Annotated in this window: 18 protein-coding genes; 10 read left to right on the top strand and 8 right to left on the bottom strand. The window is 63.5% G+C overall.

The annotated features are described in order from the left end of the window. Position 1 precedes the first annotated feature (1 nt). The 6 genes from H0921_RS05865 to H0921_RS05840 all read left to right on the top strand — a co-directional run bounded on the left by H0921_RS05865 (position 2) and on the right by H0921_RS05840 (position 6,342). Positions 2–712 carry a tetratricopeptide repeat protein gene (locus H0921_RS05865; RefSeq protein ID WP_194537086.1) on the top strand — a complete coding sequence of 237 codons (711 nt, stop codon included), beginning with the start codon at positions 2–4 and terminating at the stop codon, positions 710–712. After that, entirely contained in the window at positions 709–1,389 is a 681-nt protein-coding gene (gene aat / locus H0921_RS05860) for a leucyl/phenylalanyl-tRNA--protein transferase (RefSeq protein WP_194537085.1), read from the top strand. The genes H0921_RS05865 and aat overlap by 4 nt, the downstream gene beginning before the upstream one ends. Positions 1,390–1,721: 332 nt before the next feature. After that, positions 1,722–2,267 carry a hypoxanthine phosphoribosyltransferase gene (hpt, locus tag H0921_RS05855; protein ID WP_194537084.1) on the top strand — a complete coding sequence of 182 codons (546 nt, stop codon included), beginning with the start codon at positions 1,722–1,724 and terminating at the stop codon, positions 2,265–2,267. Between the two features lie 77 nt (positions 2,268–2,344). Further along, complete coding sequence (locus tag H0921_RS05850) at positions 2,345–3,538, top strand: glycosyltransferase (RefSeq protein WP_194537083.1); 1,194 nt, start codon at positions 2,345–2,347, stop codon at positions 3,536–3,538. Positions 3,539–3,573: 35 nt separating this feature from the next. Then, on the top strand, positions 3,574–4,839 hold the full coding sequence (gene glgC, locus H0921_RS05845; RefSeq protein WP_194537082.1) for a glucose-1-phosphate adenylyltransferase: 1,266 nt from the start codon (positions 3,574–3,576) through the stop codon (positions 4,837–4,839). Between the two features lie 123 nt (positions 4,840–4,962). After that, the gene (locus H0921_RS05840; RefSeq protein ID WP_194537081.1) at positions 4,963–6,342 is read left to right on the top strand and encodes an alkaline phosphatase family protein; all 1,380 of its coding nucleotides are present in this window, start codon (positions 4,963–4,965) and stop codon (positions 6,340–6,342) included. Between the two features lie 189 nt (positions 6,343–6,531). Here H0921_RS05840 and H0921_RS05835 read toward each other — a convergent pair whose 3' ends face one another. Continuing rightward, positions 6,532–7,632 (bottom strand): C40 family peptidase, encoded by a 1,101-nt coding sequence (locus H0921_RS05835; protein ID WP_194537080.1) that lies wholly within the window; start codon positions 7,630–7,632, stop codon positions 6,532–6,534. 278 nt (positions 7,633–7,910) lie between these two features. Between H0921_RS05835 and H0921_RS05830 the strand changes: the two genes are divergently transcribed. After that, entirely contained in the window at positions 7,911–10,424 is a 2,514-nt protein-coding gene (locus H0921_RS05830) for a zinc-dependent metalloprotease (protein WP_194537079.1), read from the top strand. A gap of 479 nt (positions 10,425–10,903) precedes the next feature. Here H0921_RS05830 and H0921_RS05825 read toward each other — a convergent pair whose 3' ends face one another. The 6 genes from H0921_RS05825 to H0921_RS05800 form a co-directional block, all read right to left on the bottom strand. Next, positions 10,904–11,488 carry a class I SAM-dependent methyltransferase gene (locus H0921_RS05825; RefSeq protein ID WP_194537078.1) on the bottom strand — a complete coding sequence of 195 codons (585 nt, stop codon included), beginning with the start codon at positions 11,486–11,488 and terminating at the stop codon, positions 10,904–10,906. Between the two features lie 193 nt (positions 11,489–11,681). Then, a complete protein-coding gene (locus H0921_RS05820) occupies positions 11,682–12,635 on the bottom strand; it encodes a serine/threonine-protein kinase (protein ID WP_194537077.1) in 954 nt (317 codons plus the stop codon). 322 nt (positions 12,636–12,957) lie between these two features. Beyond that, the gene (locus tag H0921_RS05815) at positions 12,958–14,484 is read right to left on the bottom strand and encodes a hypothetical protein (protein WP_194537076.1); all 1,527 of its coding nucleotides are present in this window, start codon (positions 14,482–14,484) and stop codon (positions 12,958–12,960) included. Positions 14,485–14,724: 240 nt separating this feature from the next. Continuing rightward, on the bottom strand, positions 14,725–15,678 hold the full coding sequence (locus H0921_RS05810) for an LpxI family protein (RefSeq protein ID WP_228499046.1): 954 nt from the start codon (positions 15,676–15,678) through the stop codon (positions 14,725–14,727). 6 nt (positions 15,679–15,684) lie between these two features. Next, a complete protein-coding gene (lpxD, locus tag H0921_RS05805; RefSeq protein ID WP_315851852.1) occupies positions 15,685–16,707 on the bottom strand; it encodes a UDP-3-O-(3-hydroxymyristoyl)glucosamine N-acyltransferase in 1,023 nt (340 codons plus the stop codon). Positions 16,708–17,162: 455 nt separating this feature from the next. After that, complete coding sequence (locus H0921_RS05800; RefSeq protein ID WP_194537074.1) at positions 17,163–17,531, bottom strand: hypothetical protein; 369 nt, start codon at positions 17,529–17,531, stop codon at positions 17,163–17,165. A 353-nt stretch (positions 17,532–17,884) separates the two neighbouring features. Between H0921_RS05800 and H0921_RS05795 the strand changes: the two genes are divergently transcribed. The 3 genes from H0921_RS05795 to H0921_RS05785 all read left to right on the top strand — a co-directional run bounded on the left by H0921_RS05795 (position 17,885) and on the right by H0921_RS05785 (position 20,923). Continuing rightward, positions 17,885–18,760 carry a deoxyribonuclease IV gene (locus tag H0921_RS05795; protein WP_194537073.1) on the top strand — a complete coding sequence of 292 codons (876 nt, stop codon included), beginning with the start codon at positions 17,885–17,887 and terminating at the stop codon, positions 18,758–18,760. A gap of 245 nt (positions 18,761–19,005) precedes the next feature. Continuing rightward, positions 19,006–20,322, top strand: coding sequence for a phosphopyruvate hydratase (eno, locus tag H0921_RS05790; protein WP_194537072.1), 1,317 nt, complete (start codon positions 19,006–19,008; stop codon positions 20,320–20,322). A gap of 7 nt (positions 20,323–20,329) precedes the next feature. Continuing rightward, entirely contained in the window at positions 20,330–20,923 is a 594-nt protein-coding gene (locus H0921_RS05785) for a MerC domain-containing protein (RefSeq protein WP_194537071.1), read from the top strand. A 228-nt stretch (positions 20,924–21,151) separates the two neighbouring features. On the opposite strand, the gene H0921_RS05780 is transcribed toward H0921_RS05785, so the two are convergent. Next, the gene (locus H0921_RS05780; protein WP_194537070.1) at positions 21,152–23,965 is read right to left on the bottom strand and encodes a DUF4200 domain-containing protein; all 2,814 of its coding nucleotides are present in this window, start codon (positions 23,963–23,965) and stop codon (positions 21,152–21,154) included. Positions 23,966–24,009 lie beyond the last annotated feature (44 nt).

Below are 24,009 nucleotides of genomic sequence, written 5' to 3'. Positions count from 1 at the left end.
CATGCACCATCGCAGCGCCCAGGGCGTGATGTATCGCAGGAGTGCCGTCTGGCGGCTCTTCCTCGTCGGCTTGGGAATAGTAGCTTTTCCAATAGTCGGAACCAGTTTTGGACCTGGAGAGGCCGTGGCTCAGACGCCTGGGGGAACGGGGGAAAACCGCCCGGCGGCCCCATCATCGCCAGCCCAAGAGACCCCGGCGGCGGCGAGTACACGTCTGCGATTGGCCCGCGTGAAAATCCGCGGCAGCTTCCAGGACGCCCGGCTCGGCGACATCCTCAAAGAGTTCGCCCAGCTTGCTGAGGAGCAAACCGGCGAGCCGGTGTTGTGGACCTATGCTCCGGGCTTTCCGGCTCAGGTCCGCATCCAGGTGGACCTGGCGGAGCAATCCCTCCTTCAGGCTCTGGACCAGGTGCTCACCGCGGGGAGCAAAGCGAGCCAGCAGAACCTGGGCTACGTGGTCCTGTCCCTGCCCGATCATAAACATGACGGCTGGGTCCGCCTGACGACCCAGGGGGAACGAGGCAAGGAGTTACCCCCGGCCACGGCGGAAGAGGAGCAGCAGGCGCAAGAGCGGCTGGCGATGGCTCAAAAACTGCTGGCGGAAAACAAACCGGCGGCTGCCAAGATTTATTTGGAAGTGGTTATCAAGAAATATCCCACGACCGCGGCTGCCCGACAGGCCCGCCTTTTGCTGGAGAAACTGGGACCATGAATTCTCCGCTCCCGCAACGGGATGTTCCTTGGATTCCTCCCGAGCTGGCGGATGCCGACGGTTTTGTCGGCGTTGGCGGCGACCTCAGTCCGCGCACCTTGCTCCGCGCCTATGCCGAGGGCGTCTTCCCCTGGTATGGCGAAGATGACCCCATCCTGTGGTGGTCGCCTGACCCGCGGGCCATCATCGAGCTGGAGGGTCCCGAACCTTACGGCGGGTTGCATGTTTCCCGCCGCCTGGCCCGTACCCTGCGCTCCGGCAAGTTCCGCATCACGATCAATCAATGCTTCGGGCAAGTCATTCGCGCTTGCGGCGAGAACCGCGAGGGGGGTACCTGGATCACGCCGGAGATGATCGCCGCCTACGAGGAACTCCACCGCCTGGGCTTCGCCCATAGTGTGGAAAGCTGGGTGGGCGATACGCTCGCCGGCGGGGTCTACGGCGTCGCTTTGGGGGGCTTGTTCGCAGCCGAGTCGATGTTTTACCGGATCACCGACGGTTCCAAGGCCGCCTTGGCCGCTCTCGTGCGCCGCCTCAAGGAGCGGCGTTTCGTCCTGCTGGATGTGCAAATGACCACTCCCCATACCGAGCGCCTCGGGGCCTTCAACATTCCTCGCCGCACCTACCTGCAACGTCTGCGGTATGCCGTCCGGCTCCGGGATGTTTGCTTCGTCTGACCAGGGCCATTTGACTGGGGCTGAACTGCGTCGGTCCTAACTGCGTCGGTCCTACCCAATCGAACTGCTCGGCAGCGTCACGCAAGCAGCGAGCACCCCCTTGCTTTCCCTCCGGCTGCTCGTGACCCGATTCCCTGCCGGCGAGCCAGTAGGCTCCTCTGTTATTCCCCTTCGCGCGGTCATACAACAGCTCACTAATACCAGGCGGCGAACATACCGAATGTCAGGATGGCAAACACGCCGCGCCTGTGCTCCGGTGACGAGGTATTTTTTCCGGCGCTCCTCCCATATGGCGGCCTCTGAGGCGGCCCCCCAGCCCAGGAGAGTCCGGCATGGAAATTCTGATTCCTGCCGAAGCTATCGCAGCACGGCTCGATGAACTAGCCGAGGAGATCACCCGCTGCTACCGGGACACCCCTGTCACCGTGGTGGGCATACTCAACGGGTCGCTCATGTTCGTGGCGGACCTGATCCGACGCATCCGCTTGCCTTTGCGCGTGGGTTTCCTGACGGCGTCGAGCTATCGGGGCAGTGCCACACGGCCAGGGAAGCTGGAAATCCGGGATGAATCCCTGCCGGATTTGACCGCCCGCCACGTTCTCCTGTTGGACGACATTTTGGATACAGGAAAAACCTTGACGCGGGTCGTCGCACACCTTTTGGACCGTGGGGCGGAGTCCGTGAAAGTCGGGGTCCTGCTGCGCAAATTGGGACGGCAGGAAGTGCCCTTTGAGCCGGATTTCGTCGCCTTCACCATTCCCAACCGCTTTGTGGTCGGTTATGGTCTGGATCATGACGATGAGTACCGCCATCTGCCTTACATCGCGGCGTTGGACGAAGCGACGGAGAAAGGTGGATACGTTGCCCCGGCGAGTTGAAAAGCCAGCATCACCGCGTCGGATGCAGCAGGAAAGGCCGCCATCACCGCGCAGGATTGAGCCAGGAGGTTGAGACGATGCCAGATCATCCGAGCAGCCACGGAATAGGCCAGTCCGGCGTCCGGCCTGTGGTCGCAGTGCTGACATCGCAGTGGACGGTCAGCGATTGGTTCTGGGGTACGGGGCAGATTCTTCGGGCCTGGCAGGCGCTGGGTCATGACGTGGCGGTGGTGCTATGCGGCGTGGGAGAAACCCTCGCGCAAGTGTGGGTGCAACAGGCGGGGGGGGAAGTGGTGCGGCGACGGGTGCGGGGCTTCTGGGATTGGCGCGGACTGCGCCAACTGGGCCGGTGGTTGCAGCAGCGGGATGTACCGCTCGTGCTCTGCCAGGGCGCGGAGGCGGTAGGACTGGCTCTGGCGGCGCGCGCTTCCGGCCAGCGCAAGAGCTTCGCGGTGGTCGCTCTCGAGGCGCTGCCAGTCGGGCTTGGCCTACGGGCTTGGCTTTTGGCGCGGGCTGTGCGCCGGGCGGATTGTGTGCTCCTGCCCGCCCGTGCGGCGGCGGGTCCCTACCTGCGGCTGGGGGTCCTTTCGGACCGCCTGAGCTGGATTGCTCCGGTGGCGGAACCCTTCCCGCCCTGCTTGGCCCCGGAGGCTTCCCCGCTTCGCCTGCCTCCCTCTGCCCAATTGCTCCTGCATTTCTGCACCAGCGACGACGATGCCGGTGCACGACAGGCCATCGTCATCCACGACATTCTGCGGTACAACCGTCCGCATCTGCACCTGCTGGTCGTGGCCGCTTCTGAAGCGCAATGCCACCGCCTGGCCGCTTTCGCCCGGCAACTCGCCTTCGATGACTTGCGGGTCCATGTTCTGCCCGTCGAACAAGTCGGGGGCTGGCCCAGTGCAGGGAAAGCGGTCCTGATCACCTCGCCGCATCGTTCCCCGGCCGTGGCAGCCGCTGCGATGGCTCAGGGGGCTGTGGTCACGGGATGGCAGACGCCGGAGCTGGCCGAGATGCTGGGCGGCGATTTGGCCGTTGGCCTGGCCGCGGAAGGGAAGACCGCCGAGCTGGCCGCGCGGGTCCGCCGCCTGATCGACGACCCCCTCCTGCTCGCGGCCCAGGGGGAAGCCATGCGGCAGCGGGCTTCCCATTACACCCGGCAACGCATGCAAACCCACCTGCAAGGACTATATAACGACTTGCAGAGGATGAAGGTAGCGGCAGAGGATCTCAGCGGGAGTTCTCGTCCGACCCTGTCTGCCCACCGGTGAGTCCATATCCGTGCGCTGCGAGTCCGAGGAGGCCTATGCGTGGAGTTTTGACTGTCATCCTGGCGGGCGGTAAGGGCACGCGCCTGGAACCGCTCACCCGCGACCGGGCCAAACCTGCCGTGCCCTTCGGCGGCCTGTATCGCATCATCGACTTTACCCTCTCCAACTGCATCAACAGCGGCTTGCGCCAGATCCTCGTCGTCACTCAGTTCAAGTCTCGCAGTCTGGACCGGCATATCCGGTCAGGTTGGGGCTTCCTGAGCCGCGAGCTGGGCGAATTCATTGAGGTTCTCCCGCCGCAGCAACGCATCGATGAAACCTGGTACAAAGGCACCGCCGACGCCGTCTATCAGAACATCTACTCCATCGAACGCGAAGAGGCCGATTACACCCTGATTCTGGCCGGGGACCACATCTACAAGATGAATTACGGGCACATGATCGAAGCCCACATCCAGCGCAAAGCGGATGTCACCATCGGTTGCATCCCGGTTCCGCTGAGCGAGGTGCGCCACTTTGGCATCATGGAAGTCGGGGAGAATGACCGGGTGGTGTCCTTCATCGAGAAGCCGCCGCAAGCTCCGCCCATGCCCGGCGATCCCCACCATGCCCTCGCTTCGATGGGCATTTATGTCTTCAACACCCGGCTGATGTTCGAGCTGCTTTGTGAAGACGCTGCCCGGCCGGGAAGCCAGCATGACTTTGGGCGTGATGTCATCCCCGCCATGATCGAGGCGGGCCAGCGCGTCTTCGCCTATCGCTTCCGTGATGAAAACCGCAAGGCCGTCCCCTACTGGCGCGATGTCGGCACTCTCGATGCCTACTATCAGGCCAACATGGACCTCATCGCCGTCGATCCGGTCCTGAACCTGTACGATATGTCCTGGCCGATCCGGACTTATCAGCCGCAGCTTCCCCCGCCGAAATTTGTCTTCAGCGGCGAGGGTCCCGCCGGCCAGGCCCGCCGCGGAGAAGCCCTGGACAGCATGGTTTGCGCCGGCTGTATCGTCTCGGGCGGCCACGTGCGGCACAGCATCCTCTCCCCGCGCGTCCGCATCAATAGCTACGCCATCGTGGAGGATTCCATCCTCTTGGACGGCGTCGATGTCGGACGCTATTGCCGCGTCCGCCGGGCCATCATCGACAAAGATGTCAAACTGCCCCCTTACACCGTCATCGGCTACGACCTGGAGTTTGACCGCCGCCGCGGTTTCACGGTGACCGAAGGCGGAATCGTGGTCGTTCCCAAAGCGGAACCAGCGGAGACGTTCCAAGCGCCGAATGCCCTGCCCCCGTTGTGAGACCCCCCAAAGTGCCAGAACCTCCCTGCGAAGTACCAGTAACCGCCACCTGGCCCGCGCCGAGAATATACCGTCGGCGGCATGCACCAACCTGAACAGCCTCGAAAAACAGGGTGATGTTCTATGCCTCCTGTGGTGTTGATCAACGCCGTGGGGATGACGCCCCGCCTGCTGCCCCACGCACCGCGCTTGCAAGAGTTGGCCCGCAGCGGCTGGACCGCCCACATGCCGGAAGTGCTCCCCGCGGTGACCTGCACCGCCCAAGCCACCTTGCTCACCGGCACTCTGCCTCAGGTCCACGGCGTGGTGGCCAATGGCTGGCTCTACCGAGACACCCACGAGGTCCGCTTCTGGCAGCAGTGCAACCGCCTCATCCAGGCGGAACCACTCTATGTGGCCGCCCGGCGCCAGGCCCAGCAGCGGGGCCGGCCCTTCACCGCCGCCAAGCTATTCTGGTGGTTCAATCAAGGAGCAGCCGTTGACATCTCGGTGACACCCAAACCCCACTACGGCATCGACGGCGACAAAGTCTTCGGCATCACCGGCACGCCCAAGGGACTGCCCGAAGAGCTGGAACGCCAACTCGGCCCCTTCCCCTTCGCCCAGTTCTGGGGTCCGCTCGCCGGACTGCAAAGCACCCAGTGGATCGCTTTAGCAGCAGCGGCGGTCCTCCAGCATTACCGCCCCACCCTCACGCTCGTGTACCTTCCCCATCTCGACTATGACCCCCAGCGCTTTGGCCCTGCCGGATGCGACCTGGAACGCTGCGTCCGCGAACTGGATCAAGCCTGCGCCCCGCTGCTGGAGGCCGCCCGCCAGCTCGGCGCTCAGGTCTGGGTCGTGAGCGAATATGGACACGTCGATGTCCAACAGCCGATCTATCCGAACCGCGTCCTGCGTAGCGCCGGACTGTTGGAAGTCCGCCCTGGCCCGTTCGGCGAACAGCTCGATCTGTATGCTTCGCGGGCTTTCGCCGTGGTGGATCATCAACTGGCCCACGTCTATGTCCGTGAACCCGAAGACGTGCCGCGCGTCCGGGATCTCCTCGCGTCCCTCTCCGGCGTCGCCAGGGTCCTCTGCCGGCACGAGCGCGCCGACCTCCACCTGGACCACCCCCGCAGCGGCGAGATCATCCTGCTGGCTCAACCCCGCGCCTGGTTCGCCTATCCCTTCTGGTTTGACGATTCCCTGGCTCCCGATTACGCCCGCTGTGTGGCCATCCACCATAAGCCCGGCTTCGATCCCTGCGAGCTGTTCTTCGACCCGAAACTGCGCTGGCCCAAACTAACCGCCGCCCGCAAACTCTTGGCCAAAAAACTCGGCTTCCGTGTCAAATTCGATGTCATCCCCCTCGAGGCCTCTATCGTCCGCGGCAGCCACGGCTTACCGGCGAGTGATCCCCAGGATCGCCCTTTGCTCATCGGCCACGGACCCTGCCCCGGCGCCTCCGTCCCCATGACAGCGGTGCGCGACCTCATCCTCCGCGCCCTGGACAGCGACTGACGCTTTCCGCCGCCAGCTTCCCATTCCCTCCCCAGATCGCACGCAACCCCCTTCCCCTTAGGCACCCCCACCAATGCTTTCTCCCCCAGAAACCCGGAGACCGTGCCTTGGAAACACTTTTCTCCCTGGAAACCCAAAGCCCGTGCGTTGGAAAAACACGACCTCGTCCTCATGAGCGATCGCCTAAAATCAGGGCCGCTGACGCGGGATGGCTGTGGGAGGGGCGGGAAGGGAAGCCGGAGCGGCTGGCAGTGTCGGCGAATGGTCCTGAGATGGCGATGGACGAGGCGTTAGGGCCGCCGCAGCGGGGACGGAACCGGCGGAGGGAGCAGGTTGAGGTGTTCCCGGCTGCCGGGCGGATTCGTGGAGCGGCTGATATTCCTGGGGCGTCCAACTTGTCCAACGCGCCGGCGGTGCCCAATCTGGGGCCAATTTGAAATGCCGATTCAAATACAGGTTGATGGAGCGATCCAGGAACAGATCCCGCGGATAGGTCGCCGCTGGCCGAGCTATCTCCGGATCGATGAGTCCGGCATAGACACAGGCTTCCACGACCAGCTCGCTACAGAAGTAATCCTTCTTGGCCAGTCCCTGGGGCTTGCCCATCCAGTAGGTCCGCAAGGGTCCGCGGCTGCGCAGGGGCGTCAATTGGCCTCCCAGGCGGATCAGGGCGAAATCCCGGCCATCCACAGCCAGGGCGAATTGGGTCAAGCGGGCGGACTGCTCCGGGGTCAGCGGCTTCGTCCGTTGCCGGACCCACACCCGCCCTTCCTTCTCATAGCTCCAGAGATGGGGCAAGGCTTCCAGGGTGCGGACTTTCAACGTGTCATGGGGTCCGGCCTCCAGGATTCCCGGACGGCCATCGGGAAAGGCGAAGACGATCATCGAATGGGTCGGGTGGCTGGTGCCCGCCAGGTTGTGCATGGTCAGCCAGAAGAGCGAGCCATCGGTGGACAGCACAATGTCACCGGGCTGGGGAACATACGGACGCGTGGGGCCGCGCAAGCGGAAATCCAGCTCGTAACTCGGTTGCCACAGATACGAGCCGCTCGGCACCGGAGCGGGACGGCCCGGCAGAGCCAGGCGGGCCTCCTTGTAGCGCAAGCGCTCCGGCAACCACAAGGGCAGCCGCTCCTTCTCCTCGCGGATTCCGCTGCTGACAGGCGCGGCAAGTGACGCGGGAACGAGATGCCCCCCATCCCCCGGTGCCTCGCCCCCACACGCGCCCAAAACCAGATTCGCTGCGGAAACCCACCACAGCCAACCCGCTGCCACTTCGGGGAAGATCATGGTGATTCATTCCTTCTACCAGCCGGACCATGCTGGGGGGTCGGGCATCCACCCCCGTCCACGGCACCAGCCCACGGTAAATATCGGCTGAGCCTTTCGCCAGAATTGACCGCTCCGCTTTCCCCTCCTACCCTGCTCGTTCTGCAACCTGTAGGGATCGTATCGCCTTCCCCGCCGATTTCGCCAGTTTCTGTACGCCCCGCAGCTTTCCGAATCGCTAAATTAACTACAAATATCGTAAACATCATTCCCACATTCCCACATTGCGAGGTTCTGCCATGCGCGCCCGGATGATTTCGTGGACGGCGATAGCGGCGGGTGTGTTGCTCCTGAGCGTCCCCGCCTTGTCTCAGATACCCAGCAAGAAAGGGGATTTTCCCAAAACGCCCGGCAAGACCGGCCCCGCTGCCAAAGCCGGTGAGCTGAAGAAATATGACGACGTCATCACCAAGGAGTTCCAGACGCAGCCGGGCGTCTTCGCCGTCCATCGGCACGAGGACAAAGTTTACTTCGAGATTCCTCAGGAAGCACTCGGACGGCTGTTTTTGTGGTACGCCGAGGTGGCCCGCGGACCGGGCGGGAACAGTTGGGGCGGGGCAGCCATCGGGGAAGCCGTCATCAAGTTCGAGCGCCGCGGCAACCGGATTTACCTGTGGCGGCTCGGCTTTGCCAAACGCTCCCGCGGCGATAGCGCCATCCAGCGGGCCGTTGAAGCCGCGGGAACCGACACCATCATCGCCTCCTTCCCCATCGAAGCGGAAGGCAAAGACCGCTCCGCGGTGATCAACGTCTCGGAAGCGATGGTCCAGGGCTTCCCCGAACTTTCGATCACCCCGGCCTCCGGCGGCAGCAACGCCACCATCGACACCAGCCGCTCCTACCTCACAGAAATCAAAGCCTTCCCCACCAACATCGAGTTCCGCTCGATGGTCACTTTCCGCGGCGTCACCGGCGGACCGGGCGGAGGGATCTTCGCAGGTCCCCGCACCACCACGGCCCTGGTTCACCAGAGCCTGGTCATTTTGCCGGAAACCCCGATGATGGGCCGGCTCTTCGACCCCCGCGTCGGCTACTTCACGGAAGAGTTCACGGACTACTCCCATCCGCGGCAATGGACCGTCAAACGCGAATACATCACCCGTTTCCGCTTGGAGAAAAAAGACCCCAATGCCCCCGTGAGCGAACCGGTCAAGCCGATCGTGTTCTATCTCGCGCCGGAAGTGCCGGAAAAATGGCGCCCCTATCTGAAAAAAGGGGTGGAGGATTGGCAACCGGCCTTTGAAAAAGCTGGTTTCAAAAACGCCATCATCTGCCGCGAGGCCCCTTCCCGCGCGGAGGACCCGTACTTCGATCCGGAGGATGCCCGTTACAGCGTCATCCGCTGGGTGGCCGAACCGGTCAAAAATGCGATGGGGCCCCACGTCCACGATCCCCGCTCCGGCGAGATCATCTCCGCGCACATCATCTTCTGGCACGATGTCGTCAAACTGGCGCAAATGTGGTACTTCGTGCAATGCTCCGCCCAGGACCCCCGCGCCCGCAAGCTCCCCTTGCCCGACGAACTGACCGGCGAACTGCTCCGCTACATCTGCGCTCATGAGGTCGGCCACACCCTCGGCCTGCGCCACAATCACCGCGCCAGCCAAGCCTACAGCATCAAACAACTCCGCGATCCGGAGTTCTGCAAGAAATACGGCAGCGTCGCCTCGATCATGTCCTATGGCCGTTACAACTACGTCGCCCAACCGGAGGACAAAGTCCAGCATCTCATCCCCGTCATCGGACCGTATGACTACTTCGCCATCGAGTGGGGTTACAAACCGATCCCCGGCGCCAAAACTCCTGAAGACGAAAAGCCCACCCTCGATGAATGGGCCGCCCGCCAGATCGACAATCCCTGGCTACGCTTCGGCGGCGAAGATGACATCGCGGTGGTCGATCCGACCGTCCTTACGGAAAACATCGGCAACGACCCCATCGAAGCGACTGCTTTGGGGCTGAAAAATCTCGATCGAGTGCTGAACCACCTGATCGAGGCGACGACGGAAAAAGGCGAGGATTACTCCCTCCTGGCCGAGGCTTACAACGAAATCCTCTCGCATCGGCAGCGGTGGTTCCTGGCCGTGGCCAAGCAGGTGGGCGGCGTGATCGAAAACCGCATTCTGGCCGGCCGCGGCGGGGAAACGTTTACACGCGTCAGCAAGGAACGGCAAAAACAAGCTGTCCAGTTCCTCCTGGAGCACGCCTTCACCACGCCCCAGCGCCTGCTCGACCCGCGCATCCTCAATCAGATCAAGTTCTCCGGCGCCGCCAACACGATCATGGTCCACCAGCGCGATCTGCTCCGCGCTCTGCTCTCCCAAGAGCGCATGACCCGCCTCTTCGATGCCGAACTGCTCCTCGGTGACAAGGCTTATACACCGGCCGAACTGCTTCAGGACTTGCAGAAAGGCCTCTTCCGAGAGTTGCAGAGTCCCGAGCCGAAAATCGACCCTGTCCGCCGCCAGTTGCAACGCACCTATGTGCAGATCCTAATCGACCGGATCCGCCGGGTGGAACAATTGCCCGAAGACGAATCCGAAACCTCGCCGTTCCCGCGGAGTCGGCAAAGACCTCCTCCGGTGCGGGTCAATGAACTGCGGGCCGTGGCACGGCTCGCCTTACAGCAGCTCCTCAAGGACCTGGCCGCAGCCAAGGCCAAAGTCAAAGACCCCCTGACGCTCGCCCACCTGACCGACTTGCAGGCCACGATCCAAGCAATCCTGGACGAACCCTCGGCGAAAAAGAGCTGACTCCAGCCGCGGCCTGAAGGCAAGGCTTGGCTGAGGACGGCACCGTCTCGCCAGCATGACAGCAGGGGTGGGAAGATAAGGCGGCACCAGCCCTCCGGCGGCAGATCGGAGCCGATGAGGGGAACCGCCCGCTCCTTGGGGCACTGGTTGGGGGGAAGCCCAGGAAATGGAGGCAGGAGGCGTTGCCTCCCGGCCGGATGTTGCGAATCGCGCCGACAGGAAACCCCAGTCTCCGAATCGGCTTGTAGAATCGAACAGAGCAGGCGGGAAGAGGACGGCCTGACCCTTCCGGGGAAAGGATCAGGCCGCTCGCAGGAGGGGGAGTGCCGTACCTGCCGGCTTCGGTTGGCAGAGTGGCCCTGGCGGGCAGTGGGGCGAACCCGCCGCACCGAGCCAAGCCGCCGCACCGGGCCGAGCCGTTGACGTGCTCTCTTTGATTACCCCATGTTGGGCCAATCGGCGCAACCGGACCTCACACCCTACTTATTCTCCTTGATCACCCAGAGATAGATCGTGTGGGTGCGATCGGCGACGACTTCCTGGGTCTTATCCGGCTTCCAATCGCCCATGTCGAAGTCGTGCGAGACGATCCGGGCGCCGGGCTTGAGGCCCTTTTGCAGCACAGGACGCAAGCGCAGATTCACCTCCGGAAGCAGGTAAAGCGTCACGACATCGACATCCTTGAAATCCTCCGGAGTCAGTTTGAGGACGTCCCCTTGCTTGAAGGTGATGGCTTTTTCCTGCTCCGGGGTCAGCTTGGCTTCCTGCATGCTCTTTTTGCAATCCTTGAGGCGTTCGGGGTTGAAGTCGATCCCCAAGCCGCGCTTGGCCTTGAAGTCCTTGACGGCGGCGATCACGATGCGGCCATCGCCACATCCCAGATCAAAGACGGTATCGCCGGGCTTGACTTCGGCCAGCTTGAGCATAGCCTCGACCACTTTGGGATGGGTCGGCACATAGGGGACGATAATTTCCGGCTCTTTGCGTTCCTGAGCCAGCAGGATCATGAGGGTCGCGCTCAAGAGAACGGCGCTCCCTCCGGTCCAAGCCATCAGTTTGCGCATGGCATCACCTCACACGTCAGGGGTTGCGGGCCACACCAACCGTTGGTGTGATCAGCGATGATTATGCGCAAAATCTGGGCAAGGAGAAGGGGGGAGCGGTTTTTTCTTTGTCGGGGAGCGGAAGCAGGACCGCTTCGGGGGGTGACGGCTGGGGGACGATTTTTCCTCGTCGGGGAACGGAAGCAGGACCGCTTCAAGGGGTGACAGGATGGTCAGCGCGGGTAGGTTGATCCGCACTTGCTGGAGCGTCGAGGTCCCACGCCAGAGTCGCTGCAATGGGTTGGGCCAACCCGGTCGCTTGGAGGGCTTGGGCTAGCTCGCGGGCCGAGGCGGGTCGGCGCCGGGGATCGCTCCAGAGGGTCGATTCGATGATCTCCGCCAGGGCGCGCGGGGCTTGGGGCCAGACTTGCCGCAGGGGCCGGAAGGCGTCCTGCCGCTTGACCTGCATGATTTCCTCATGCGTTTTGCCGGCAAAGGGAACCTCTCCGGTCAGCAGGTGATAGAGGGTGGCACCGAGGGCGTGCAGATCGCTGCGGCCATCGACCCAATCGGCGTGCAGGCCCTGCTCGTAGGACATGTAATGGGAGGTGCCGACGGCTTCGTGAAGGCCGGTTTGGTCCGTGTCCTCGTGGAGCCGACGCGCGACGCCGAGGTCCGCAAGTTTGGCTCCCTGCTGCGGATGCAGAAGGATGTTGTCCGGTTTCACATCCCGGTGGATGTATTGCCGCTCGTGAAGATAGGCCAGCGCCTGGGCAATGTCGATACCGATCTGCACGACGATTCCGGGCGGCAGCCGCTGTTCCCGCTGAAGGAGAGCGAAGGCGGTCGGCCCGGCGACATATTCCAGGACCAGATAATGGCGGCGGACCTGGGGATCATGACCGGCGTTCAGCCCGCGCACCAGGTGGGGATGCGACAGGAGACGTGCCAGGCGCGCTTCCCGGTAAAAACGGGCCACATACTGCGGGGCATGAGCCAAGTGCTCCGCCAAGAGCTTGACGGCGACATGACACTGACAGGTCTCATCGTAGCTCAAATAGACCTCGCTCATTCCGCCCCGGTCGAGGAGACGCAACAAGCGGTACCCCCCAACAGAGGGTAAGGTCGCGTAACCCTCGCCCACGGTTGAATCGCCCGGTCGGATCATAAAAGCGGGTCTGCCCTCACTTCATGCCATCGGAATCCACGAGTCCGCAAGACTGCTCGGTAGCAGAACCGGTGATTGCCTGCGAGCCTACTATTCTATACGCTTGGACGCCACATCAGTTTACGCCGTTCCCCAAGGATTCACGTTTTCGTCTTGTTCCCAATCGCCGTCTTAACCTCCTCTCCGTCAGAACCTCACCGATCAGCGGGGGAAATCTTCAGGTGGCGCCCTTTCACGGTGCAGCCGGACTGGAGGGGGAGCAACCAAAAGGCAGCGACCTCGCTATAACTTGCCCCTTGCAGTTTGGGCCGGGTTGTCCGTCCTATTGGAGGTAGCGGCGGCGGAGTTGGCACCAATGCTGCCAGAGGGGCTGAGGCTGGCCGTGGGCATCGAGCAGTCCCAGAGGGGGAAAGGTAGAGCTAGGGGATCCCTGCCAGCTTTCCCAGGTCACGGCTTGAACTGTCGGCAGGGATAGGGCCAGGGCTGTCAAGGCAGCTCCCCACTCGGCCTGTTGGGACGGTCCCCATTCGGAGCCGATCCAAGAACAGAGATGAACGGAGGGGGTCTCAGACGGCATGTCGGAGGGCAGGGCTGCCGGCACGGCCAAGGTGACGGACAAGGGGATGCCCAAAATGCCGTAGAGGTCGAAGAGGCGGAAGGTGTCGAGTAGATCGCGCGGCCAACTGGCGCGGGGCAGAGGGCCGAAGCGAATTTCCAGGTCCAAAGTGGCGAGTTGCGCTCCCCCGCGAAGTAAATCATCGGCGAACACCAGCGGCGCGATGGCCGAGGGGTGCATGCTCAGGTAATCCCCCCACGGCTGAGCGAGACGGATGCTGATTTCCAGGTCGGGGTCCACTTGCTGAGCAGCACGGAGCAAGCGGTGGGCCAAGCGGAGCCGCTGATCTTCATCCAAGCCCAGCGGATCCGACAGATTGAAGCCGGCAAGGATGACCCAGCGGCGGATGGAAGAGCGGTAACGCTGGATGGCGGATTCCACGTAGTCACACATCAAGGCGGCCAGCGTCGGCCAATCGTCCCGGTGGACCAGGAGCCATTCGGGCAAAGCCTCAAGGGACAGGTCGATGAGCGGCCCGGCGGTGATGGGCATGCCCGCCGCCAGAGCTTCGTGGAGCGCCTCATCCCATATTTCCCAACGCCACCGCCCCTCGGCGGGTTCCACCTGCCGCCAGCGGATCGCCACATGGGCCGCATTGCAACTGCGCTGATAGTCGGCCAGGGTCGCTCCCCACGGCTCCGCGCTCTGGGCCGCCAGGCGGGTGCTGAGCTGCCCTGCTTTTTGCAGTCGAGTTTCCAGCATCTGCTGGGTGAACTCGCGGACCAACGCATCACTCAGGTGGCTGCACTGCTCCAGGACGGCGGCGCTAAGCTGATCTTGCTGCTGCTCCTCCGCACCCAGGGCGGAAACGAACAGACGTGTGGTATTCCGCAAAGAACCAGAAAAACTATCCGGAAGCTGCACGCCGATCGCCGTCCAATCCTCGACGTACTGCCGCAGTTGGTGCAACTCCCCGCGGGCCAGTTCCAGCAAGAGGCGATAAGGATGGAGGCGGCTGCACAAGGAGGCCGACTCCAGCACCCGGCAGTCCGCGGCGGACACCTTCCAGGGCACCAGCACATGACCGCTTTCCTGGAAATTGTGCTGGAGCTTGAGGCAGCCATCCTGGAGGACAGCCCGGCTCGGCAACGGTATGGGGATCAAGGAGAGATCGTAGGACACCGCAAAGGCGGCATGGGACAGGACCGCCTGGGCTTGCGGCGGCAACGACTGCGGTAATAACAGCGACAATTCCCCCATGACCCCCGGCACCACCCCGCGCTGGAAAGACACAATCCCCTTCGCGTCCCAAACCGCAACCTGCTACTCCATTTATACCGCCTCCTCCCCCGGAGGAAAACAAACCTTGGCCCACGGGCGCTTTGAACTCCGCCCAGGCGTTCCGGTCGGCGGGGAAAGGCCCAGTGCCAACGGCCTGACGCCAGGGGAAGCAAGGGACGCAGGAACAGCCAAAGGAAGCGGCCCAAGAGCGCGGGCTTGACGGAGAAACGAGAACCCAGGTTGCCCCTGGCTTCAGAGGGCCGCGTCGAAATCGGCGCCGACCTCGCTGGGCAAGCTTTCCACATCCGGCGGCTGGCGCAAAGCGAGGATGGTCAGGCCGTGATGGTCCGCCAGGCGGATCGTGTCCTCTTCGTCGAGGAGGATGGTTTGGCCGGCTTCGATAGCCAGGACGCGGGCGCCGGCCCGGACCATGGTTTGCACCGTTTGCGGGCCGACAGTGGGCACATCGAAGCGGCGATCCTGCTGGGGCTTGGCCAGTTTGACCACGACGAAGCCGCGCCGCCCGCAGAGTTCCCCGGCCCGTTCGATGGCTTTGTCCGTTCCCTCGATCGCTTCGACGGCCAGCACCGCCCGTTCGCGGACCATGACGCTTTGTCCCACGTCCAGCCGGCCCATCTCCCGGGCCAGATGCCAGCCGTAGGCCACATCCTTCAGTTCCCCCGCCGTTGGCCGGCGGCGAGTCAGAACACCTTCACGCACGAGCAACTCCGGGCACCAATCCAAGGGGGAAACACATTCCAAGCCCGCCGCGCGCAGCTCTGCAATCAGTCCCAAGAGCAGGGCATCGTCGTTGTTGGCCGCCCGCCGGCGGAAGAAATAGAAGCGGACGAACCGCCAGTCTGGGAGAAAATACAGCCAGCGCCAGGGGTGGAACAAGAGATGTTTGTGGAACTTGCCGGCCATAGTCCAGTGGCGCACTCCAGCCCGGCGGAACGTCCGCAGGATGAAGCCCAGGGAAGAGCGTCGGAGCCAGTGGAACTCCGTGCAGATGTGCCGCAAGGCGGGATCGGCCATGCCGGCGGCGGCGATGCAGACCACGGCCCGCCCCTGCTGCCGCGCTTTTTGCGCGCAAACGACCGGCAAGCGCCCGGCACACGCGATCAATCCCAGCGGCCGATCCGCTGGCTCGGAGAGCGGCGGCGCTGGCCGCATACCCAGCCGCAGGCCGAGGCGTAGCCCCCCCATCCCCGCTCAGTCCTCCCATCCCAATGCCTTTTTGATCCGGGCTACGTCCTTGCGCAGCTCCGGCAGCTTTTCCAGACTCGCCACGATCCGGGCCGTCTCCTGCCGCGGCAGCGCCGGCGAACCAAGCACCTGGCTGCCCGAAGGCACATCCCGCGGCACCCCGCTCTTGGCCCCGATGACCACATGATCCCCAATGGTCAAGTGGTCGGCGACGCCCACCTGCCCCGCCATGACCACGTAATCCCCCGTCGTGCACGATCCCGCAATCCCCACCTGGCTGCACAGCAAATTGTGCCGCCCGATCCGGCAGTTGTGCCCGATCATCACCAAGTTGTCGATCTTGGTCCCCTGGCCGATCCGCGTGGCGCCGAACGTCCCCCGATCGATGGTGCTCCCGGCCCCAATCTCCACGTCGTCCTCAATCTCCACCCACCCCAATTGCGGCACCTTGACGTGCTTCCCTTGCTGGGTGCGATAGCCGAAGCCATCCGCCCCGATGACAGCGTGCGCATGGATGGTGACTCGGTTCCCTACGATGGTGCCGTCGTAGAGCACGGCCTGGGGATAGAGCGTCACATCATCGCCCAGGCGGCAGTTTCGGCCCAGAACGGCACCCGCGTGCAAGGTGCAGCGTGCCCCGATCACGGTCCCCGCCCCGATAACCACAAACGGCCCGATGCGCGCTTCCGGACCTAAAACGGCACTTGGATCGATCCACGCCGTCGGATGGATGTGGGGCGGAAGGGGATCGGTCCGTTCTGGACGCAAGCGTTGGACCACGGTGATGAACGCCGCCAAGGGGTCTGCTACCCGGATGACGGGCCGTCCATTGACCGCAACCGAGAGAGGAACGATCGCCGCACTGGCCCGGCATTTGGCCCAAGCGGTCAGGTGCTTTTCATGTTCCAGGAAGGTGATGTCTCCTGGCTCGGCTTCCTGCAACGGGCGCGCCCCCGCTATTAGCAGCGCCCCGTCCCCATGCATTTCTCCACCGATCCACTCGGCTACCTCTTGCAGCGTCACTGCCACGGCCACCCTCGCCTTCCGTGTGCTCGGACCCTGAGATTTCCCAATTTCCCCTAAGCGGAGAAGATTGCCTACCTTAGCCGCTCCGTCGCCGGGAAACAAGCTCAATTCCCTCTCTGCCCTCCCCCGAACCGGCAGCGGGAAAACCGCTCCGTCCGCTCGCCCCGCTCCCGACGGGCAGGATGGCTCCTGCTGCCGCTTTCCCAGCATCCGATATCTGTGTCGGATTCCATCGGCCTTTTCGCACCAGGACTTTCCTCCTGGAGCTTGGCCAGAGGACCAGAGAAACATCCAGACTGCCGGTCTCGACGGATTTTGCCGGATCGGCCAAAAAAACGCGGGGTGACTTCCGGGATCGCCCAAAAAATGAGGCGTCACTCCGGAAGGAGCAACGCCGTGGGAAGGACCGGACAGTCGCGCAGAATGGGCGAATGCCCCGGCACCGGCCTGCATTCTGCTCACTTGATCTTTTTGAGCAGGATTTCCTCGAGCCGCTTCTTCTGCTCCTCCGTCAGGACGCTGCGCATCTCCTGATCGCGCTTAGCCCGCAGTTCCTTGACCTGGGCTTCCAGGCGGGCGATCTCGGCATTGTACTTGTTTTGAATCTGATAGATTTTCTGCTTTTGTTCCTCGCTCAGGCCGATCTTTCCCCAATTGGGGGGCAGTTGTCCGCGGAGTTTGACATCCTCCCCTTTGACTTGAGGTGCCGCGGCCCCCTTTTTCGCCTCTTGTTTCGTCTCCTGAGCAGGGGTGGTTCCCAAGAGGAATAAGCTGCCCAACCCCGCCGCCGCCGCACACAGCAGGCACCGTTGCAAAAACCGCCGCATGATCACCTCCCATGCTGAAAGTTTGAGGAAATGGACAGGCTCTCCCTAACACGCTCTCCTTGACACACCAACCCCCATTAGACACTTGAAAATATGGATTGCAAGAAAAAAACGTCCCGGCATCCATTTTTCCAACGTGAACGTGCGGTAAGAGTGTTGCTCCTGCGACAATTCGGCCCAGGAATCGAGGACTATCCTGCCGCAAACCGCGCAGCCGTGGGAACGACGGGAGCCTTTTGAAACCCTTGGCGATAGAGAGCGATTTCTAAACTGATCAGGGTGGGGCAGATTCCTGGGTACACCATCGGCTGCAGAAGAACAAGGCGAGACTGCCGGACCAGGGAGTGCAACGCATGCCGTATCTCGGAGCGCATCTGTCGATAGCGGGGGGAGTCCACAAGGCGATCGAGGCGGCGGCGGCCCTAGGATGCCAGACGGTGCAACTGTTTACCAAAAGCTCGAACCAATGGCGTGCCAAGCCGTTGACACCGGCGGAGATTGCCCAGTTTCGGCACGCGTTGGAGCAATCCGGGCTGCGCTATCCGACCGCGCATGACTCGTATTTGATCAACCTGGCGTCGGCGGAGGAGGAATTGTTTCGCAAATCGGTCGAGGCGCTGATCGTGGAGATGGAGCGGGCGGAAGCGTTGGGGCTGGACTATCTGGTGCTCCATCCTGGTGCGCACACCGGCCGCGGGGAAGCCTTCGGAGTTGCTCGCGTCGCCGAGGGGCTGAACCTGGTTTTGGAGCGCTGCCGGGGCTTCCGCCTGCAACTGCTGCTGGAGAACACCGCCGGACAGGGGAGCAGCTTGGGCTACCGCTTCGAGCATCTGCGGGAGATTCGGGAGCGGCTGCACGAGCCGGAACGCGTGGCCTTTTGCCTGGACACCTGCCATGCCTTCGCTGCCGGTTACGACTTACGTACCGCCGCGGCGTTGAAGCATACCCTGGCCGAATTCGACCACGTGCTGGGTTTGCCCCGGCTCAAGGTCTTCCACCTCAACGATAGTGTCAAACCGCTGGGCAGCCGGGTGGATCGCCACGCAGCGATTGGCCAGGGGCAAATCGGCGCGGAAGCGTTCCGCCTGCTGGTGCAAGACCCACGCTTCGCCGAGCATCCCATGATTCTGGAAACGCCCAAAGAGGATGAGCAGGGCCGGCCGATGGACCCGGTCAATCTAGCGCTGTTGCGGAGTTTCCTGCGGGATGCTCCTGCCCGCCGCCGCTAACCCCCTTGCCCGCCGCAGAGTAGGCACGCCTCGACCGGGAAACCCGCTGTCATGGGGAAGGCAGTTCCGGCGGTGTCTTGACCGCCGCCGTCGGGATAGTAAGCCAACTGAGCGGTACCATGCCGGCCAGCAGCGGAAGGCCCCACGGCCTTGGCTGAGGAAGGCGGAGGAGGAAAGGGGACACCCTGGCGTGCCCCCCGCCATCCATCCGCGACCGGTTTCGGACTTCTATTTTTGGAACGGACATGAAAGCGACACTGATTCGAACGGTGCATGCACGGGAGATTTTGGATAGCCGGGGCAATCCGACGGTGGAGGTGGAGGTCACGCTGGAGGGCGGCGTGATGGGCCGGGCGGCGGTACCCAGCGGTGCCAGCACGGGCGCTCACGAAGCTGTGGAATTGCGGGACGGGGACAAAAACCGTTACCGGGGCAAGGGCGTCCTCACCGCGGTCCGTAATGTCCACGATGCCATCGCCCCGGCCATCATCGGGCGGGATGCCACGGACCAGGCCGGTCTCGATGCCCTGCTCAAGCAACTTGACGGAACGCCGAACAAAAGCCGCCTGGGAGCCAATGCCACTCTGGGAGTGTCGATGGCGGTGGCGCATGCCGCGGCGCGAGCCGTTGGCCTACCGTTGTACCGCTACCTGGGAGGAGCTGCCGCCCGTGTGCTCCCCATCCCGATGATGAACATCATCAATGGCGGCAAGCACGCCGACAACACCCTGGACTTCCAGGAGTTCATGATCATGCCGGTCGGGGCGCCGAGCTTCCGCGAAGGACTGCGCATGGGGGCGGAAATCTTCCACCACCTCAAGGAGGTTCTCCACGACAAAGGGCTGAACACCGCGGTGGGAGATGAAGGCGGCTTTGCCCCCAATCTGGCCTCCGCCGATGAAGCCCTCGCCACCATCGCCCTGGCCGTGGAGAAGGCCGGCTACCGCCTCGGCGATCACGTCGCTTTCGCCCTCGACCCCGCTTGCACCGAACTGTACGACGAAGCGAAAAAACGCGGCAAGGAAGGATACTGCTTCTTCAAAAGCAACCCGGACACGATCCGCTCCACCGAGGAAATGATCGACCTGTGGGACAAGCTCTGCCAGCGCTACCCGATCGTCTCGATTGAGGACGGCCTAGCCGAGGATGATTGGTCCGGCTGGAAGAAGCTGACGCAGCGGCTCGGTTCCCGCGTGCAACTGGTCGGCGATGACCTGTTCGTGACCAACACCGAACGCCTGCGGCGGGGCATCGCGGAAGGATGCGCCAATAGCATCCTGGTCAAGGTCAACCAGATCGGCACCTTGAGTGAAACGCTCGAAGCGGTGGAGACCGCCAAGCGTCACCGTTACACCGCCATCCTGAGCCACCGCAGCGGGGAAACGGAAGACGTGACCATCGCAGACCTGGCTGTGGCGACCAACTGCGGCCAGATCAAGACTGGCTCGGCCAGCCGAACCGACCGCATCGCCAAGTACAATCAACTTCTGCGGATCGAAGAGCAACTGGGTTCCCAAGCTGTCTATGGCGCGGAGCTGCGGCACCAGGCGAATCCCAAGTGACACTCCCATGCCGGAATGGCTCAGCGACCCTCCGAATAGCCGCTATTGGCTCTGGGCTGCCCTGGCGATCCTGACGGCGCTGATCGGCTTGCAACGGCGGCACCGCACCTGGTTTTTTCTCGCTCTGGGCAGCGGCGTGGTGCTGCTGTTCCTGGCCCTAATAGATTACTTCTGGCAAAGCCCGCGGGAGCAAGCCGTCGAGCGCATGCACGCCATCATCCAGGCCGTGCAGCAACGCAATCCCGACGCCTGTGTTCAGCACATCGCCGACACAATCGCTTACCAGGGGGAACATGCCCAGCCGGTGCGCCTCACCCGCGAGCAACTCCGCCAAGCGGCCTTCTGGCACCTCCTGCGGCAGTTCGATGTCCGCGTCGCCGCCTGGGACTTCGCACGGGAAGATGCAACCCGGCCCGATCCCAACACCGTCGAAATTGGCTTTCTGGCCAAAGGAGAAGCGGAGGGGAAGCAGGTGCCGTTCTACATTCGCGCCGCCTTCACCCGCCAACCCGATGGAAGCTGGAAACTTTCCCAATTGCAATCCTTCGACCCGCTCAAACGTCAGAAGGAACGCCGGAGCCTTCCGGGCTTTCCTCCATGATGCATGGGGCGGGTCTGGTACGCTGCCCCTCTAACTATTTCCTCCGAGTATTCCGGAGATGGGCTGTCCGCAAGCCGTGGAGTTCCTCCGCTGCGGTATCGCTGGATTGCCGATGCTGCCGTACTCCTTCGGTGGGGGTTCCCAGGGAAAAGCCGAGAGAGACAGGGTGTTCCCAGGGAAGAGCCGAGAGGAAAAGAGAGTGATCGCAGTCAGGCCAGGGCCGGAAAGCTAGCGCGGGGGAAGGCGTTGGAGCCAGGCTGGCGGCACGTGGAGTTTGGCCCCGTCGGCCAAGCCGATCTTGCGGAACGGCTGGATATCTGAGACCCCGGCGTGCACGAGGAGAGCCGCCATCCCGCCGCCGATGGCTGTGCCGACTGCCGTGCCCCGGCTGGCGGCAGTGCCCCACGCCACTGCTTCAGGCAGCAGGTAATCGGGCTTGCGCCGCAGGGCAATGCTGGGGCCGCCTTGCTGGAGCTGGCCCGGCACATCCGCCCCGATGGTGACCGCCTCGGCGATGTCCCCCGGCAGACCCACCCCTCCCCCACCGGAGGGGAAGGACTGGAGAACCACACGCCCCGCTGCGCCGCCCGGAGAGAGGGTCTCGACGAGCAGGCGCGGGTAAATCTCAACCTGACGTTGCCAAGCGGCCAAGGGGGAGGAACGGCCTACACCTAAATCGATCACAACGGCATAACGGCCCGCTTCTGCCGGACGAAACTCCAGAATCTGCTCGTACACGACGCTGCCGCCGCCGAGGAAAATGGGGTAAGGCCCGCCGACGCTGCGGGCAGCTTCACTCATCTCATCGCTGGCTTGTTTCTGCCCGCTGGGATCCAACTGCTTCCAGAGACGCAGCGAGACCGGATAGATGGGGCGTAACGCTCCTACCGTTTCCCCCTCCAGCGGTTCCCGCCATTGGAGCGTACAGCGGAAGGTGCATCCCGCCGGTAGATCGAGCCGTTCCTGACCATCGTCGGTTTGCCACGCGAGGAAGTTCAGCTCCCGGCTCCAGTGGTCCCTGGGCAAGGGGCTGCCCGCCGGTACGAACTCCAGGAGGCCGTTGCCGTCTTCATCGCGGAACAGGCCGGTCCAAACCGTCTGATGCGTCACACTCGCGGCCTGGACCCAGACGGGCGGCGGCAGCGACGGGGTCGAGACCGGACGGGTAGGAGAGATGATCCTCGGCGAGGGACGCAGCAGCAAACCTTCCACCTGCCGGCTCAGCGGACTGCACCCATCCAGGGGGTAGCCAGCCTCCCAAGCCCACGGATTCACGATCACCGCCGCGCCATAAACCAGGCTTTGCAGCTCTTGCCGCAAGCGGAGATAGCGGTCGTAGCGGGCGTAGGTTTCCGCCAGGGCTGCTTCCGCTCTTTGCACCTCCGCCAGGCTTTGTTGCAGCAACTGACGCAAGGCCTCCTCATCGCCCGGCTTTTGCAACGCCTCTTGCCGCTTCTGAATGGCCCGCTGTTTCCGCTCCAGGGCGAGCTGAATCTGCCGCTCCATCTCCCGCCCGCGGATGACAAGAGCGGGGCTGAGGTAATCCCGATCGCGCGACCAGCGGGCCACTTCCGCCACCTGGAACAATGCCGACGGATCGATGCGGAGGAGCACCAATTCCGCTTCGGGAGCTATCGCAGCGAGGGCCTGCGCCAGTTTGAGGCCCGTGCACTCGTCGGGCGTTTTCGCCACCGGCAGCGGGCGCAGGTCCGGGTTCAACTCGCTGGTCAGGTCGATCCAGCGGGTCGAGCGCGGCAGGGTCTTGCCGATCTCGGCAGCAACGCCTTCCAAATCCGTCACGAGCAGGACGACACGCACCCCTTGGCCGCGATAACCCCGCTGGTGCAAAGCCGAGGCGCCGGTCTGCCGCACGATCTCTTCCAGGGGAAGCGCTCGCTCCAGGCGCGGCACCATGCGGCAGGTGGCGATGGCGGACTGCGGCAGACGCAGGAGCAGGAGGTAAGGGACAAGCGTCGAAAAATGCTTGACGTCCGACGCCCGCTCGAAGTGGATCGTCACGACATTGCCGACCACTCCTTCCACCGAGGCCAAATTGGTGCGTAAGGGGGAGCCGCCCCCGCCCGCGAGAGCACCGCCGAAGTTGGCGTCGAGCAAGCTCTGGAGCTGCCGGGTTTGGGCTTCCATCGTTTCGGGGAAAAGGACTTCCACCCGCAGCGGCTTGTTGGCAGCGGCAGCATCCGCCAGGCGGGCGCGCAGTTCCGGCGACCAGCGGGCTTCCACCCCTTCGGGGAACGCCGGGGCCAGCCGTTGTCCCGCTTCACCTCCAGGCAGCACCTCCACCCAACGGATCGGAGATGCATCGCGCAAAGGCGAGGGCAGCTCCTCCCGCGGCGTGGCACTCCAGAACCACCCCGTCGGCTGATCCCGGAAATCCCGCCACAAAGCCAACAGAAACTTCCGCGGCAAACGCCCCTTGATCTGCGTGAAGCCGAGGGTGTCATACCCCAATGCTTCCTGGAAGCCGAACCCTGCCAAGCGCTCCAGCACTTGCCGGTGCAACAGCCGCTGCTGGCGCGGCGTCATACCGGACCGGAGGATAATCCGCACGGGCACAGCTTGGTCCGGCTCTTCGCTCCAGGAAAAACCGGGCGGCGCGACGAGCAGGCTTTGCACCGCCGGATATTCCAGCACACGCAGGATGTTGGCGGAGGGCATCACTCCTTGAAGGCGGTAGGCCGCCGGGTCCAAGGCATCGCTGGCGCGCTCCTCTTCATCCGCCCGCTCGTCGACGAAACCCAGCGATTCGAGATACTTGCTGAAGGCCCGATACTGGAGAATCCGCTGATTGCGCTCAGTCAGGATTTGATAGCGGATCAGCACCGTGACTTTATCGGGCCGGGCTGGTTCCCGCACTTGGGCCTGCGCCGTCCGTCCGCTTCCGGTTCCTCCCCCGACTCCGAAAAGAGCCAGCAAACCCAGCGCGATCCCGCCGATCGCCCCGCCACGGCTCCAGACGCCCCAGGACCTCGGTGTCCTTCCGCCGCCTGCTGCCAGCGTCGGGCGAGTGCAAACCCGCTTCATGGTGCTCCTCGTGGGCTTCCCCCATCACCGGGGAAGGAAATCGC

It is taken from the genome of Thermogemmata fonticola (assembly GCF_013694095.1).
Classification (GTDB): domain Bacteria; phylum Planctomycetota; class Planctomycetia; order Gemmatales; family Gemmataceae; genus Thermogemmata; species Thermogemmata fonticola.
The sequence above is the reverse complement of the archived record's forward strand: the minus strand, read 5'-3'. Positions and strand labels throughout refer to the sequence as shown.

Excerpts from the sequence above, each read along its gene's own strand:
- H0921_RS05850 (WP_194537083.1), top strand. The coding sequence starts at position 2,345 with ATGCCAGATCATCCGAGCAGCCACGGAATAGGCCAGTCCGGCGTCCGG.
- H0921_RS05795 (WP_194537073.1), top strand. The coding sequence starts at position 17,885 with ATGCCGTATCTCGGAGCGCATCTGTCGATAGCGGGGGGAGTCCACAAG.
- glgC (WP_194537082.1), top strand. The coding sequence starts at position 3,574 with ATGCGTGGAGTTTTGACTGTCATCCTGGCGGGCGGTAAGGGCACGCGC.
- H0921_RS05865 (WP_194537086.1), top strand. The coding sequence starts at position 2 with ATGCACCATCGCAGCGCCCAGGGCGTGATGTATCGCAGGAGTGCCGTC.
- H0921_RS05830 (WP_194537079.1), top strand. The coding sequence starts at position 7,911 with ATGCGCGCCCGGATGATTTCGTGGACGGCGATAGCGGCGGGTGTGTTG.
- H0921_RS05800 (WP_194537074.1), bottom strand. The coding sequence starts at position 17,531 with ATGCGGCGGTTTTTGCAACGGTGCCTGCTGTGTGCGGCGGCGGCGGGG.
- H0921_RS05780 (WP_194537070.1), bottom strand. The coding sequence starts at position 23,965 with ATGAAGCGGGTTTGCACTCGCCCGACGCTGGCAGCAGGCGGCGGAAGG.
- hpt (WP_194537084.1), top strand. The coding sequence starts at position 1,722 with ATGGAAATTCTGATTCCTGCCGAAGCTATCGCAGCACGGCTCGATGAA.
- eno (WP_194537072.1), top strand. The coding sequence starts at position 19,006 with ATGAAAGCGACACTGATTCGAACGGTGCATGCACGGGAGATTTTGGAT.
- H0921_RS05810 (WP_228499046.1), bottom strand. The coding sequence starts at position 15,678 with ATGGGGGGGCTACGCCTCGGCCTGCGGCTGGGTATGCGGCCAGCGCCG.
- H0921_RS05835 (WP_194537080.1), bottom strand. The coding sequence starts at position 7,632 with ATGATCTTCCCCGAAGTGGCAGCGGGTTGGCTGTGGTGGGTTTCCGCA.
- aat (WP_194537085.1), top strand. The coding sequence starts at position 709 with ATGAATTCTCCGCTCCCGCAACGGGATGTTCCTTGGATTCCTCCCGAG.
- H0921_RS05840 (WP_194537081.1), top strand. The coding sequence starts at position 4,963 with ATGCCTCCTGTGGTGTTGATCAACGCCGTGGGGATGACGCCCCGCCTG.
- H0921_RS05820 (WP_194537077.1), bottom strand. The coding sequence starts at position 12,635 with ATGATCCGACCGGGCGATTCAACCGTGGGCGAGGGTTACGCGACCTTA.
- H0921_RS05785 (WP_194537071.1), top strand. The coding sequence starts at position 20,330 with ATGCCGGAATGGCTCAGCGACCCTCCGAATAGCCGCTATTGGCTCTGG.
- H0921_RS05825 (WP_194537078.1), bottom strand. The coding sequence starts at position 11,488 with ATGCGCAAACTGATGGCTTGGACCGGAGGGAGCGCCGTTCTCTTGAGC.